Raw genomic sequence first — 14,713 nt, 5'->3', positions numbered from 1 at the left:
AGCCGACCGGGGCGGTCCCGTATCCGCGGTACGGGTGACTTACGAGGCCGCCTCCGCCGCGCGCCGGTAGCGCAGCATGACGACCCCGTTCCCGAACGTCCGGGTCTCCATGAGCCGGAGCGCGACTGCGCGGCCCGCCGCCGGGAACAGCGGCTTTCCGCCCCCGATCAGCACCGGATGGACGTATACGCGGAACTCGTCGACCAGGTCGAGCTCCATGAACCTCGCAGCGAGACCGGCCCCGCCGAGTGACATGTCCCCGCCGGGCTGCGCCTTGAGCGCCAGGATGTCCTCCACGACGACGTCCCGCACGATCGTCGTGTTCCAGTCGGTGTTCTCCGCGGTGTTCTCCAGCGTCCTGGAGAACACGATCTTGGGCATGTTCCGCCAGATGCCGGCGAACTCGGCCATCGTCTCGCCGCAGTCCGGGTCGGCGTCGACGGTCGGCCAGACCGACACCATCAGCTCATGGGTGACCCGCCCGTCGATGAAGGCGCTCATCCCGGCGAGCTCCGCGTTGAAGTACCGGTGCAGCTCCTCGTCGACCCGGTGCCAGCTGATGTCGCGGTCCGGTCCCTCGATGTAACCGTCGAGGGAAACCGACATGCCCAGAATGATGTCTCGCATCGCAACTCACTCAATTCTCAAGGTGGTTGTGGCCGGGTGGAGCACTGCCGTCGGTCATCCCTCACCCGGATGCGGATGCGGATGCGGATGCGGGTGCGCGGCGCATTGGGCGTGCGACAGGGGTGGACCTGGGAGGCACAGGGTTTCGCGCGAGGATTTCACGACCCTGGACTCAGAGCTCCAGTGTCGCCGCCAGCCGCCGCCACTGCTCCCGGGGAAGGCCGGCCCGGTCCTCGCCCGGAGCCAGCACCTGGATGGCGACGTGGTCCGCGCCCGCGTCCAGGAAGGCGTCGATCCGCTCGCGCACCCGCTGCTCGTCACCCCAGCCGAAGAGGGCGTCGACGAGGCGGTCGCTGCCGCCGTTCGCGAAGTCGTCCTCGGTGAAGCCGAGACGCAGCCAGCTGTTGGTGTAGTTGGCCAGCTGCAGATAGAGCGCGAGCGTCTCGCGGGCGGTCGCCCGGGCGCGGTCCGGGTCGGCCTCCAGTACCACGGTGAACTCCGGCGCGAGCAGCGGCCCCTGGCCGAGCGCCTCACGGGCCTGCGCGGTGTGCTCCGGGGTGACGAGATACGGGTGGGCGCCGGCGGCACGGTCGCGGGAGAGCTCCAGCATGCGCGGGCCGAGCGCGGCCAACACGCGGCGGCCGGCCGGGATCCCCGCGGTGTCCAGCGCGTCGAGGTAGTCGACCATGGCGGCGTACGGACGCTTGTACTGCGCGGTGAGCTTCGCGTGGCTCACGCCGAGGCCGAGCAGGAACCGGCCGGGGTGGGCGGCCTCCAGGGCGGCCCAGCGGTCGGCGGTCTCCCGCGCCTCGTGCTGCCAGATGCTGAGGATGCCGGTCGCGACGGTGATCTTCGAGGTGGCCTCGATCAGCGGGGCGGCGTGTTCGATGCCGCTGCTGCCGCCTAGCCAGAGCGCGCCGTAGCCGAGCTGCTCCAACTCCGCGGCCGTTTCGGCGAGTTCGGTCGCCCGAGCAGGGTCCGGGTCGCGCAGCCCGGTGTTCCACAGGCCGTACCTGCCGATCGCAGATGCCTGCGTGCTGCTGCTGTCGCTGAAGCTCATGAGCTGTCTCCCGCTGCCAGGTGGATCAATGTCCGACGTCTGCCGCAACCCTCGTAGGTGATCTTGTATTCCGCGTGATGTATGCGATGAGCCTGCTATAGGTGATCGAGTTCGGTGGCCGGGTGTCGACCGGATGCGGACACCGCCGAGGCAGGCGCCCTTTGTGCGCGATGGCCGCGCGGGCGGGCCGCACCGTCAACACCCTCCCCGGATCAACCCGCCTTGATCATGTCGGCGCACTTCTCGCCGATCATCATCGTCGTGATGCACGGATTGACTGCCGGCAGGAACGGCATGACCGACGCGTCGGCCACCCGCAGCCCGCTGACCCCCTTGACCCGCAGCTGCGGGTCGAGCGGAGAGTCCGCGTCGGACGCCGAGCCCATCCGGACCGTTCCCGCCGGGTGATACACCGTGTTGTGGGTCTCCTTGATGTACGAGAACAGCTCGTCGTCGGACTGAGCGGCCGGGCCCGGGGCGAGTTCGGCACCCGCCCAAGCGGCCATCGGCGCCTGCGCCGTGATCTCCCGTGCGAGCCGAAGCCCGTGGATCATCACCCGGATGTCGTGCTCATCCGTGAAGTACCGCGGGTCGACCCTGGGCTTGTCACGGAAGTCGCGGGTGCGCAGCCGCACCGTGCCCATGGACCGGGCCCGGGTGACGTTCGGCGTGAGACAGAAAGCGTTGTCCGTCGTCGGGTAGCCGCGCCGGTACGTGTTCATGTCGAAGGGCACCGAGCCGTAGTGGAACATCAAGTCGGGCCGGTCCAGGCCTGGTTCGGTTCCGGCGAAGATTCCGATCTCCCACCACTGGGTGGACCTCGTGACCATGGGCTGCTTCGCCTCCCACATGATCACACCCTCCGGATGGTCCTGGAGGTGCGAGCCGACCCCGGGGGAGTCCACGCGCACGTCGACGCCGCAATCGCGCAGATCCCCGGCCGGTCCGATGCCCGACAGCATCAGCAGCTTCGGCGAGTCGATGGCCCCGCAGCTCACGATGACTTCACGCCGCGCCGCGACCGAGCCGCTGTGAATGGTGTCGGGCTCCAAGTAATCGACACCGGTGCAGCGATTGCTGTCGTCGAAGCGCAGCGACTTGGCCTGGAGCCCGGTACGGATCGCCAGATTCGGCCGGCTGTCGAGAATCGGATGGAGATACGACACGGACGCGGACGAACGGGTGCCGTCCTCGCGGGCGTTGATCTGGAACCAGTGCGCGCCGCGCACCACCGTGGAGCCGGTGTTGAACGGTGTGGTGGGAATGCCCGCGTCGGCGCAGGCGGCCAACAGGGCTGTGCCGCACGGGTCGTTGGGCGGGATCGTGCGGATGGTGACGGGGCCGGAGCGGCCATGGTGGTCCCCGGGCGCGTCGTTGGTCTCCAGGCGCTGGTAGAGCGGGTAGCAGTCCGCGGCACTCCATCCCGTACAGCCCAGCGCCCCCCACTCGTCGAGATCCTCGGCCGGCGCCCAGAACGCGATGCAGGAGTTGTGTGACGAGCAGCCGCCGAGGACCTTGCCGCGGGCGTGCCGCATGAAGCTGTTGCCGTTCTCCTGCGGCTCCACCGGGTAGTCCCAGTCGTAACCGGACTCCAGCAGGGCCATCCACCGCTCGAGCCGCAGGATGCTGTCGTCGCCGACGTCGGAGGGACCGGCTTCCAGCACGCAGACAGTGACGGCCGGGTCCTCGCTCAGCCGCGCGGCCACGACCGCCCCGGCCGTACCACCGCCGACCACCACGTAATCGAACTCATCCACCTCTGCTGCTCCTTCTCGGCTCAGGCTCGGCCGTGGGCCGGTGCGGGCTCCGGCGGTTCTCCGACGGCGTGTTCGGCGATCACGCCGGTCTTCTTGCGCTGCACGAACCAGTAGTAGGCGAAGCCCGCGGCCGCGACGACGCTGACGAACAGGACGCCGCCCCATCGCAGGTACCAGTGCTGGGGTCCGGTGGCGTTGTAGACCGCGGCGCGCGGCCACAGCAGGTTGACCGACATCGCGGCGCCCCAGAGCACCGCAAGGATGTTGACCGGCAGACCGAGGCGGCCCAGTGAGAAGTAGCCGGGCGCAGGCGACCACTCGCCGCGCAGCCGCTGTACCAGCATGGGCCCCGTGACCAGCAGATACGCGATGTAGATCATGATGATGGCGATGCTGGTGACAACCGAGAAGATCTGCGGTTGTTTGATGTTGACGACGAGGATGGCGATCGCCACGATCCCGATCAGGCACGTGGCGACCACCGGTGTCTTGAACCGAGGGCTGATCCTGGCCAGTTTGGAGCCGGCCGGCAGGTTGTTGTCGCGGGCCATCGCGAACGCCATGCGCAGGCCGGCTGTCTGTACGGACAAGGCGCACACGGTGATGGCGATGACGACGCACCACAGCACGGCCAGGCCGACCGTCTCGCCGAGCGTGGCCTTCACCACGTACTGCAGACCGTCCACCGACAGCTCTTTGGCCCGCAGATCAGGGGTGGCGAGCAGCGCGAAGAGCAGGATCAGGCCGCCCAGGACGAAGGAGGCGATGAGTGCGCGCAGGATGGCGCGCGGAGCGTTGCGGGCCGGATCTTTGGACTCCTCGCCGAGCGAGGAGGCGGTGTCGAAGCCGTACATCACGTACGCCGAGGCGAGCGACGCGGTCAGGAACGCGCCGAGGTAGCCGAGCGGCTGGCCCTGTCCGTAGCCGTCGGTGTCGACGATCGCGCTCGGACCGCGGGTGATGTGCGCCGCCAGCAGGCCCACCAGCACGACCGCGGCGATCAACTCGATGAACACCCCGGCGGAGTTGATGGTGGCCATCAGTTTGACGCCGAAGGCGTTGATCAGGGTGGTGAAGAGGATGAGGATCGTGCCCAGGAGCACGGCGTTGGTGGCCGCGTCGTACTGTCCCGTCCCGTCGCCGATCACCTGGAAGAAGCTTGAGATCTGAGGCAGCGTCAGCTGGTACGCGAGGGCCACGGCTGCCAGCGACACCATGGTCGCGATCGTCATCATCCAGCCCGCCAGCCAGCCGATGTGCGGACCGCCCGTGTGCTTGGCCCAGTTGTAGACCGACCCCGCGACGGGGAACCGCGCCGCGAGTTCACAGAAGCTCAGCGCCACCATCAGCTGTCCGATGAAGACCATCGGCCACGACCACCAGTAGGCCGGCCCGCCGAAGCTGACGCCGAAGTAGAACAGCTGGAAGGTGCCTGTCAGGATGGAGATGTAACTGATTCCGGCGGCGAAGGTGTGGAAATTGCCGAGGGTGCGCTTGAGTTCGGGCTTGTAGCCCAGCTCCGTGAGCGCGGCGTCCTCGTCGTGATCACTCGCGTCGTGATCACTCGCGGCGTGACCAGGTCCATCAGGCGGAATGTCCGGCATCGCCGTTCTCCTCTCCCGCGCGGGTGGTGGCGTGCCCAGGGCTCACTCGAACCACCGCTGCGGCCGTGGCGCGGTGTTACGCCAGATGTGCTTGGCTTCCCGGTACTCCGCGAGGCCGGTCGGGCCCAGCTCCCGGCCGACGCCGGACTGCTTCATGCCGCCCCACTCGGCCTGCGGTACGTACGGGTGGAAGTCGTTGATCCATACGGTTCCGGCGTTCAGCAGGGACGCGACCCGCTCGGCTCGCTCGGCGTTCTGCGTCCAGACCGCTCCGGTCAGGCCGTAGACGGTGTCATTCGCGAGGGCGACCGCCTCGGCCTCGTCGCGGAACCGCTCGACGGTCAGGACCGGGCCGAAGGATTCGTCGCGCACCACCGACATGGCCGGGGTGCACTCGGTGAGGACGGTCGGCGGATAGTAGTAACCGTCCCGCAGCGCCGGGTCCTCGGGCCGGACGCCACCGCAGCGCAGCACCGCACCCTCCGCAACACCCGCGGCCACATATGCCTCGACCTTGTCGCGGTGGGTGGCGGAGATCAGCGGACCAGTGCGGGCATCCTCGTCGAACGGGCCGCCCATCGGGATCGCCCGGGCCCGTGCCACCAGGTCCTCGACGAACCTGTCGTGCAGCTCGTCCTGGACCAGCAGCCGCGCCCCGGCCGAACAGACCTGACCGGAGTGCAGGAACACGGCCATCAGGGCGTAGTCGACAGCCGTCTCGTAGTCGGCGTCGCCGAACACGATGTTGGGGTTCTTGCCGCCGAGCTCCAGAGCCACCTTCTTCACGGTGGCCGCGGCCGCGGCCATGATGCGCCGTCCCGTGACGAGACCACCGGTGAACGACACCATGTCGACCCGAGGGTCCTCGGTGAGCGGTGCTCCGGCGTCCGGACCGGTGCCCAGGACGAGATTGGCGACCCCGTCGGGCAGTCCGGTCTCGGCCAGCAGCCGCATCAGGATGATCGCGGTGTGGGGGGTGAGCTCGCTGGGCTTGAGGACGAAGGTGTTGCCCGCGCCGAGCGCGGGGGCGACCTTCCAGGCGGTCTGCAGCAGCGGATAGTTCCAGGGAGTGATCAGCGCGCACACGCCGACCGGCACGTGCACCACTCGGCTGTCCACGCCGGGGTTGCCGGTGTCGACGATCCGATCGGTGCCGCCGGAGGCCACCAGATTGCCGAAGTAGCGGAAGCAGTTGGCGATGTCGTCCATGTCGTACTCGCTCTCCACGAGCCGTTTCCCGGTGTCCAGGGATTCGGCGCGGGCGAGTGCGTCCTTGTCACGCTCGATGAGGGCGGCCACGCGAAGCAGCAGAGCGCCGCGCTCGGCGGCCGGTGTGGCGGGCCACGGTCCGCGGTCGAAGGCTTCACGGGCCGCGGCGACCGCCGCCGCCGCGTCCTGCGGACCCGCCTCGTCGACCGTGGCGACCAGCGTGCCATCGGCCGGGCAGCGGATCTCGCGCACCCGCCCGTCGACGGCAGCGATCCACCTGCCACCGATGAACAGCTCAGGCATGCAGACTCCTCCGGGTCGGACGTTCGATCCAGCTCCCGAGCACGATCGGTCCTCCGACCCTGCTCCCGAGCACGCGGTGTGGTGCTCCGTCAACCGACAGTAAGTACGCGGCGTCGTCTGCGCAGCACCGCGGGGGCCAGCGGTGAGGCGAAGGGTCATCACGTTGCCGGCACCCGCCGATGCCGGAGTGCGGCGACGTCGGAAGGCGAGATCGCGGGACGAGAGCCGCTCGGAAAGGTGGACACGGCAAGAGAGGCTCCGTCGGGTGGTGGCAGGCGCGACCACCCGACGGTGCGCGTGCCACGTCAGGGAAGCCGACAGGTTCCAGTGGGGCCGGCTCGCGCACGTCGTCGGCGTCGACCAGCCGTGCCCCGGGCGGGTCGATGACGCCGATCTTCATGATCGGCGTGGTGTTCGGCCTGGCGATGACTGCGAGGTGTTCCTCGTGACGCGGATGGGAGCGCCGTACGTCCATGGGGCCCGCCCCGCCGAGGCGGTCGCCACCGGCTTCACGCACGGCGGACGGGTCGTCGGCCGTGTTCGCCTGACGGTTCGAAGGCCGGCAGTGCGCCGTCTCCCTCGGCGTGGTCCGTTGGTCCCCTCCCGGCTGACGCACGGAGCCTTTGACTGGGCCATTGGCCCAAGGCCTTCGCCCGCTGTTGTTCCATAGGCCCTTGAGATGCTGTGATGTTCCCGTCGATGGCGCTGCGGGATCTCCGCGGCGCCTTTTTCATGCGGAGTTTCGCGGTGACGCGGAAAAGGTGGGTGGCTGTGCTGAAGAGGGTGTTCGTGGCTCCGGATCCGGGGCGGCTGCGGCTGCGCTTCGCGGCCCGTGGCGTCCTCGGTATCAGCCTTGCGGTGGCCCTGTGCGGGCTCGCCGGACACTCGCTCGTCGCGGCCATCACCGGTGGTCTGGCCGCGCTGCTCGCCCTGTTCACGGTGACCGACGCGACGGTGCGCGGACAGGCCGTGACGACCGCGCTGCTCCCGGCCGTCGGACTCCCGGTGCTCGGGCTCGCGGCCACGCTGCACGACGTGCCCGTCGCCCGTGACCTGGCGTTCCTCGCGGTCGTGGGCGCCGGGGTGTACGCGCGGAGGTGGGGGCCGCGCGGGCACTCCCTCGGCGTGTTCGCGTTCATGACCTTCTTCGCCGCGCAGTTCCTGCACACCGTGCCGGAGCAGCTCCCCGAGCTGTACGCCGCCGTACTCCTCTCGCTCGCCGCCGCGTCCGTCGTGCGGTTCGGGCTGTGGTGCTACGAGCGCCGGCTGCCGGCGCCCGCGGCGGTGGCGGCGCCCACCTGCGGGAGCCGGCTCGCGCGCATCACGACGCGGCAGGCCGTGCAGGCGACCGTGGGCGCCGGCTTCGCGCTCGCCGCCGGTCAGGTGCTGTCCGACCAGCGGTGGTACTGGGCCGTGGGCGCCACGTGGTGGGTGTTCGTGAACACCACGTCCCGCGGGGAGACCGTGGTGCGCGGGTTCCGGCGGTTTCTGGGCACGGTGCTGGGCATCGTCCTCGGTTTCGCCGTGGCCGTGCCGCTGCACGATCAGCCCGTCGCGGCCGCCGTGATCGTCGCCCTCAGCGTGTTCGGGATCTTCTACACCGCCGCTGTCTCGTACACGTGGATGATGCTCGCCGTCACCGTCATGGCGAGCATGCTGTACGGGCTGCTCGGTGTGCTCGACCCGGCGCTGCTGGCCCTGCGGGTCGGCGAGACCGCCGTCGGGGCGCTCGGCGCCGTGCTCGCGGTACTGCTCGTGCTGCCGGTGACCACGCACTCCGTCACCGACGCGTGGGTCGAACGCGCCTTGCGCTGCGTGCACGCCTGCACCGCCGAGGCCGCCGCCCGGCTGGCCGGTTCGCCGACGGCCGACCCGGCCCGGCGTGTGGCCGAGCTGGAGTCGATCCTCGGCAGGGTGCGGCTCTCGCTCGCGCCGCTGGTGCATCCGTTCAGCCCGATGCGGGCGCGGATGGGCCGGGCCCGGCACGTACTCGCGCTGCTCGACGACTGTGCGCGCGAGGTGCGCGGGCTCGCCTCCGTCGTCGCCGACCCGGAGGCCTCGCACGACGCGCGGCTCGCCGCGGCCTGCTGGCGCGTGGAGGCAGCCGTCGAGGCGCTCACGGACACGCCGGCGGGCGGAGCGCGTCGCCGGACCGAATCCGCGACGCTGCCGCAGCTCGTCGAGGGCGAACCCGTGCTGGCGCATCTCCACGCCCTGGAGCAGGCACTGCTCGAACTCGCCGTTCCCCTGCGCGGATCCAACCGCGTGCCGGTCAGCGCCTGAGCCCTCGCGGCGCGGGTCTCCCGAGAGGCGGGGCCCTCCCGAGGGGCGCGCGTCGCGCAATTCGCGCCCCTGTGCTGCCCTGTGCGCCCCCCTCTCCTCGGAGCCCGATCGCACGTACGGCCGAGGCCCTGATCCACTCGTCCCACCTGCGGCAACGCCCGGTGAGGTGGACGGTCCGGCACGTTCCGGGGCGGATTCGCCTGTCACGTAGACGACGGATCGGCCCCCGGATGGGTGACACAGCGGCATCATGTGGACGCACGGAGTGCGCGGCCCCGCGGGAGGGCCCGCGGCCGGGGACCCCCTGGGAGTGCGCCATGCCCGATACACCGCAGCGAACCGACGGGCCCGCCGGATGGCTGGACCGAGCCGAGGCGAGAGACGGACGCGCGGTCTGGGACGGAGCCGAGGCCCGGGATCGCGAGGCGAGGGATGTCGGCGCGGCGCGGAACGGAGTCGCGAGTGGAGACGGAGCCGTCACCTGGGGCGGAGGCTTCCAGGAGCGGCACGATCGCTGCCCGAAGGGCGCCGCCGCCCGCCGACACGCCCCCACCCCCGCCGGCATCGGCCACCCCCGCAGCTTCGACTCCCGCGGCCCCGATCCCCGTAACCCGGCCCCCCCGCACCCCAGAGCTCTGGCCCGCCGCCTCCGGCTTCATCCGGGCCCACCACGACGAGGAGCGGCTCGGTGACCCGGCCGCCCGCCTCGCGGAGGCATACGCCGAGATCGCGGACACAGGAACGTATCGCCACACCGAGCGCGAGCTCACCTTCGGGGCCCGTGTCGCCTGGCGGAACGCCAACCGCTGCATCGGCCGCCTCTACTGGAACTCCCTGCACGTCCGCGACCGCCGCCACCTCACCGCCGCCGAGGACATCGCAGCCGCCTGCACCGACCATCTGCGCGAGGCATCGCAAGGCGGCCGCATCCGTCCTCTGATCACCGTCTTCGCACCCGACGCGCCCGACCGGCCCGGGCCGCGCATCTGGAACGAACAGCTCATCCGGTACGCGGGGTACGTCCAGCGTGACGGCCGCGTCGTCGGCGACCCGCGCAATGAAGGCCTCACCGCGCTCGCCCGGCGCCTCGGCTGGCGCGGCGGCGACGGCACCCCCTTCGACGTACTGCCCCTGATCGTCCAGGGCACCGACGACAAGCCGCGCTGCTTCGACCTGCCGCCCGACGCGGTCCTCGAAGTGCCCATCGAGCACGAGGACCACGACTGGTGGGCCGGGCTGCGCCTGCGCTGGCACGCCGTGCCCGCCCTGTCCACGATGTGCCTGGAGATCGGCGGGATCTGCTACCAGGCCGCCCCCTTCAACGGCTGGTACATGGGTACCGAGATAGGCGCCCGCAACCTCGCCGACACCGACCGCTACGACCTCCTGCCGCGCATCGCGGAACGCCTCGGCCTCGACACCACCAGCGACCGGTCCCTGTGGAAGGACCGCGCCCTCGTCGAGCTGAACCGCGCCGTCCTGTTCTCCTTCGACCGCGCCGGCGTCACCGTCACGGACCATCACACCGAGTCCCGGCGCTTCCTCACCCACCTCGACCGCGAAGAGCGCAAGGGCCGCACCGTGGGCGCCGACTGGTCCTGGATCGTGCCGCCGATCTCCGGCTCGGCGACCCCCGTCTTCCACCGCACGTACGACACCACGGAGCGCACGCCGGCGTACGTGCAGCATCCCGAGGCGCTCGCCAGAGCGTCCGGCGAGTTCCTGGTCTAGGGCCACGCCCATCTGCGGCGTTGTCGTCGGTGGCCGACTCCCCAAGCTCTCGGCTGCGCTCGATGAGGCGGAACCCCATGACCCCGCTCCCTGATCCGGCCTGATCCAAACGAAAGGCCCTGGACCCGCTGCTACCGTCGGCCGCACGGACGGGGAGCACCGGGCTCACCGTGCATCCGGCGCAAGGGGATTAGCGTGGGCGACAGGCAGGGCGGACGGGCGTACATCGGATCCTTCACCGCCGCGGGAGGCTCCGGGATCGTCACCGCGTCCGTCCACATGGACAGCGGCTCACTCACCGTGCTCAGCGCCGTCGACACGCTCCCCGACCCCTCGTACCTCGCGCTCTCGCCCGCGCGCGACTTCCTCTACGCGGTGAGCGAGACCGCCGAGGGGGCCGTGGCGGCGTTCCGTACGGGGGACGGCAAGCCGGAACTCGCCGGGCGCGGCGTCCCCGTTCGCGGTTCGGGCCCCACCCATCTCGCCCTGTACGACGGCCATGTACTCACTGCCAACTACGGCTCGGGAAGCGTCACTTCGGTACGGCTGCGCGCCGACGGCACCCTCGACGGCGACTCCGCCGACGTGCTGCGCCACGAGGGTTCGGGCACCCACCCCAAGCGGCAGCAGGGCCCGCACGCCCACCAGGTGGCGCCGGACCCCAGCGGCCGCTGGGCCGTCAGTGTGGACCTCGGCACCGACTCCGTACGCGTCTGCTCGATGAAGGGCGGAAGCCTGGACGTCCACCGCGAGGTCGCGCTGCGGCCCGGCTCAGGGCCTCGGCACCTCGCGTTCCACCCGCGCGGCGACCGCGCGTACATCCTGAACGAGCTCACGCCGACCGTCACCGTCTGCCAGTGGGACGCCGCCGAGGGCGCCCTGCAGCCGCTCGGCGAGATCTCCGTGCTGCCGGACGCGCCACACGGCGACGCCTTCCCGTCCGAGGTCGTCGTGGCGCCCGACGGGCGCTTCCTGTGGACCGCCACGCGCGGCGCGAACGTCATCTCCGTCCTCGCCCTCGACGCCACCGGCGACCGCCCCACGCTGCGCGCCACCGTGTCCTGCGGCGGCGACTGGCCGCGCGACCTGGCCCTGCACCCCTCGGGCCGCTTCCTGTACGCGGCGAACGAGCGGTCCGGCGACGTGACCTGGTTCTCCGTGGACCGCGAGACCGGCCTCCCGCGCCGCGGCGGCTCCATCGAGGCGCCCGCCGCGTCCTGCGTGATCTTCGGCTGAGACCGTTCCCGAGCGGATACGGAGACGGGCCCGGCCCCATGGGGGTTCGGGCCCGTCTCCGGTGCCTGTGTACGTGCCTGGTCCGCTAGCGGACCGGCGCGCCCTGCGGCTGCTGCGGGGCGATGCCCAACGCCGTCGCGTACTTCGACAGGGCCAGCTTGCCGATCGCCGGGTAGGCGCCCAGCGACTCGGCGGACGCGCAGCCCGCCTCGTTCGCCGCCGCCTGGAGGAGGCTGGCGTCTATCTCCGGACCGATCAGGTACGGCGCGAGCGCCAGCTGCTGCGAGCCGGAGCCGCGCAGCTGCTCGGCGGTCGCCGCGATGGCGCCCTCCTCGTCGAGCGCGGCCGCCATGACCGGCACCGCGAGGCGCGCGGCCAGGAGCATGCCGGTGATCCCGGCCGCCTGGACGGCCTCGTCGCCGCCGACCGAGGCGAGGATGATGCCGTCGGCGGCGGTCGCCACCGTGAACAGCCGGGCGCGGTCGGCACGGGCCAGGCCCGCCTCCGACAGACGCACGTGCAGGCCCTCCGCGAGCAGCGGGTGCGGGCCGAGGACATCCGTCAGCTCGGCGGCCGTACGGCTGTCGATCACGGCCTGCCGGATACGGCGCGTGAGCGCGCTGTCCGGGCCCGCGAGCAGGGGCACGACCACGGCGACCGGTCCGTCGGGCTCCGCGACGTCGGCGCCCGCGGCACGGGCCTGCTCGAAACGGGCGGTGCGCTCCTTCGCGGCGCGCGACAGCACGGCCCGCAGGGAGGGGAACTCGGCGAAGGCCGAGGCCTCGGCGGCCTCCGAGTCGTCACCGTCGAGGTATCCGATGCGGGCGTCGAGGCCCGGCAGCTCGGAGCGGGCGATGCTCACGACCTCTTCGGCGAGGCTGCGCGAGGTGCTGCTGGGCGTGCCAGGCACCGCGAGGACGAGTGCGGGTGCGCCCTCGGGGGCGGCCACGGGTTCCGGGCGGCGGTGCCGACCGGGCTGACGGGGTCGCGGCATTCGTACAGGCAGGCCGGATGCAGGCCCAGTGGGGGAGCTCATGCCGCCGCATGCTACTGGCTCGCGGGTCGCCCTTGCTCGGGGAGGGGGCAGCTGAGCGGTATCCGTCCGGATTTATCCTTTCGGTGACGAATGGCTCAACTGTCCAGGTCAGAGAGGGCGCACGGGCCGCCCTCAGTGGCCGGCCTCCTCCCCGGGGACGTGGAGGAGGCGGCCGTCGCGCGGCAGGAGCAGGCCGTCGAGCGCGAGCGCGGCGGCGATCACCAGCGCACCGTGCAGGGGGTCGCCGGTCGCCGACACGGCTTCGGCGTACGGGAGTTGCTCCGCGAGCTCGGCACGGAGCGGGGCGAGTAGCGGCTCGCCCATCTTGAACAGGCCGCCCGTGAGCGCCACTTCACTGCCGTCGCCCGCAGGGCACACCGCGGCCGCCGCCTCGGCGACATGGCCCGCCGCCGCACGCAGGATTCCGGCGGCGACGGAGTCGTCGAGTGCGGCGCGGGCCACGTCCGGCGCGAAGGAGGCAAGGACGGCGGGACGGTCCGTACGCGGATAGATGCGTGCGGGCAGCCCGGCCACCGGGCCGAACCGCTCCTCCGCCAGGGCGAGAAGCGCGGCGGAGCCCCCGCGTCGTCCGTCGTACGCCCGCATCGCCGCGTCCAGGCCCGCACGGCCGATCCACGCGCCGCCCCCGCAGTCGCCGAGGAGATGCCCCCAGCCGTCGGCCCTGCGCCAGGTGCCGAGGTCCGTGCCGAGCGCGATCATGCCGGTGCCCGCGGCGACGACCGCGCCGGGCCGCTGGCCGAGCGCGCCCGCGTACGCGGTGACACCGTCCGCGGCCAACGCGAGCCGCCGTACGCCCAGTTCGGCCGCGAGCGCGTCCGGGAGCTCGGCCCGCAGTCCGTCGCCGAGCGTGGCCATGCCGGCCGCGCCGACGGCGACCGCGCTCAGCCGCGGGACGCCCGGGCCGCGGTCGCCGACCCGGGCGAGGAGCTCCCGTGCCATCGGAAGGATCTGTGCGAGCAGATGCCCGGCGTCGATGCCTGCCGCACCGGTCCGCACGGGCTCGCGGGACACCGTCGTCTCGGGACGTGTGAGGTCCCCGGCGGCGGCGAGCGCCACGCGCAGACCGGAGCCACCGGAGTCGACGCCGAGGACCCACCCGGGGCCCGCGGGAGGGTTCCCTCCGCCGCCCGGCCCGGTAGCGGCGGGCCCCCGCGTCACGGCAGCCGCCAGTCCACCGGCTGTCCGCCCTGCCGCGCCAGCAGGTCGTTGGCCCGGCTGAACGGTCGCGAGCCGAAGAAGCCGCGGTCCGCCGACATGGGGGAGGGATGCGCGGACTCCACGGACGGCAGGTCGCCGAGGAGCGGGCGCAGATTGCGGGCGTCGCGGCCCCACAGGACGGACACGAGCGGGCGGCCGCGCGCGGCCAGCGCCCTGATCGCCTGCTCCGTCACCTCTTCCCAGCCCTTGCCGCGGTGTGCGGCGGGCCGGCGCGGGGCCGTGGTGAGCGCCCTGTTCAACAGGAGCACGCCCTGCTGCGTCCAGGGCGTCAGGTCGCCGTTCGACGGCTGGGGCAGGCCCAGGTCCGTGTTCAGCTCGCGATAGATGTTGATGAGGCTGCCGGGCAGCGGCCGCACCTCGGGCGCGACCGAGAACGAGAGCCCGACGGCATGTCCCGGCGTCGGATAGGGGTCCTGGCCGACGATCAGGACCCGCACCTCGTCGAACGGCTGCTGGAACGCGCGCAGCACGTTCGCCCCGGCCGGGAGGTAGGTGCGTCCCGCGGCGATCTCTGCGCGCAGGAACTCGCCCATGGCGGTGATCTGTCCCGCGACGGGTTCGAGGGCCTTGGCCCAGCCGGCTTCTACGATTTCGTGCAAGGGTCGTGGTGCCACGGGCGTCACCCTAC

Annotated in this window: 11 protein-coding genes and 1 pseudogene; 4 read left to right on the top strand and 8 right to left on the bottom strand. The window is 71.7% G+C overall.

Features of this window, described 5'->3' with window-relative positions:
* Window positions 1–39: 39 nt before the first annotated feature.
* The 5 genes from CG723_RS42065 to CG723_RS42045 all read right to left on the bottom strand — a co-directional run bounded on the left by CG723_RS42065 (window position 40) and on the right by CG723_RS42045 (window position 6,560).
* Window positions 40–627 carry a dihydrofolate reductase family protein gene (locus tag CG723_RS42065; RefSeq protein WP_100598836.1) on the bottom strand — a complete coding sequence of 196 codons (588 nt, stop codon included), beginning with the start codon at window positions 625–627 and terminating at the stop codon, window positions 40–42.
* 172 nt (window positions 628–799) lie between these two features.
* Window positions 800–1,687, bottom strand: coding sequence for an LLM class F420-dependent oxidoreductase (locus CG723_RS42060; RefSeq protein ID WP_100598835.1), 888 nt, complete (start codon window positions 1,685–1,687; stop codon window positions 800–802).
* A gap of 212 nt (window positions 1,688–1,899) precedes the next feature.
* A complete protein-coding gene (locus tag CG723_RS42055) occupies window positions 1,900–3,444 on the bottom strand; it encodes a GMC family oxidoreductase (protein WP_100598834.1) in 1,545 nt (514 codons plus the stop codon).
* Window positions 3,445–3,464: 20 nt separating this feature from the next.
* Window positions 3,465–5,048, bottom strand: a complete 1,584-nt coding sequence (locus tag CG723_RS42050) for an APC family permease (protein ID WP_100598833.1) — start codon at window positions 5,046–5,048, stop codon at window positions 3,465–3,467.
* 42 nt (window positions 5,049–5,090) lie between these two features.
* Window positions 5,091–6,560 carry an aldehyde dehydrogenase family protein gene (locus CG723_RS42045; protein WP_100598832.1) on the bottom strand — a complete coding sequence of 490 codons (1,470 nt, stop codon included), beginning with the start codon at window positions 6,558–6,560 and terminating at the stop codon, window positions 5,091–5,093.
* A gap of 322 nt (window positions 6,561–6,882) precedes the next feature.
* On the opposite strand from CG723_RS42045, the pseudogene CG723_RS48390 reads away from it, so the two are divergent.
* The 4 genes and pseudogenes from CG723_RS48390 to CG723_RS42025 form a co-directional block, all read left to right on the top strand.
* A pseudogene (locus tag CG723_RS48390) lies at window positions 6,883–7,092 on the top strand (hypothetical protein); the annotation flags it as partial.
* A 239-nt stretch (window positions 7,093–7,331) separates the two neighbouring features.
* Complete coding sequence (locus CG723_RS42035; RefSeq protein WP_100598847.1) at window positions 7,332–8,843, top strand: FUSC family protein; 1,512 nt, start codon at window positions 7,332–7,334, stop codon at window positions 8,841–8,843.
* A gap of 462 nt (window positions 8,844–9,305) precedes the next feature.
* Window positions 9,306–10,574 carry a nitric oxide synthase oxygenase gene (locus CG723_RS42030; RefSeq protein WP_442802642.1) on the top strand — a complete coding sequence of 423 codons (1,269 nt, stop codon included), beginning with the start codon at window positions 9,306–9,308 and terminating at the stop codon, window positions 10,572–10,574.
* 195 nt (window positions 10,575–10,769) lie between these two features.
* A complete protein-coding gene (locus CG723_RS42025; RefSeq protein WP_442802641.1) occupies window positions 10,770–11,810 on the top strand; it encodes a lactonase family protein in 1,041 nt (346 codons plus the stop codon).
* Between the two features lie 85 nt (window positions 11,811–11,895).
* Here CG723_RS42025 and CG723_RS42020 read toward each other — a convergent pair whose 3' ends face one another.
* From CG723_RS42020 to CG723_RS42010, 3 genes are all read right to left on the bottom strand, one after another.
* Window positions 11,896–12,846, bottom strand: a complete 951-nt coding sequence (locus tag CG723_RS42020) for a sirohydrochlorin chelatase (RefSeq protein WP_100598829.1) — start codon at window positions 12,844–12,846, stop codon at window positions 11,896–11,898.
* A 132-nt stretch (window positions 12,847–12,978) separates the two neighbouring features.
* On the bottom strand, window positions 12,979–14,025 hold the full coding sequence (locus CG723_RS42015) for an N-acetylglucosamine kinase (protein ID WP_100598828.1): 1,047 nt from the start codon (window positions 14,023–14,025) through the stop codon (window positions 12,979–12,981).
* On the bottom strand, window positions 14,022–14,699 hold the full coding sequence (locus CG723_RS42010; RefSeq protein ID WP_100598827.1) for a uracil-DNA glycosylase: 678 nt from the start codon (window positions 14,697–14,699) through the stop codon (window positions 14,022–14,024). Before CG723_RS42010 ends, CG723_RS42015 begins: the two co-directional genes overlap by 4 nt.
* Window positions 14,700–14,713: the final 14 nt, after the last annotated feature.

The organism is Streptomyces sp. CB01635, from assembly GCF_002803065.1.
Taxonomy (GTDB): Bacteria; Actinomycetota; Actinomycetes; order Streptomycetales; family Streptomycetaceae; genus Streptomyces.
The sequence above is the reverse complement of the archived record's forward strand: the minus strand, read 5'-3'. Positions and strand labels throughout refer to the sequence as shown.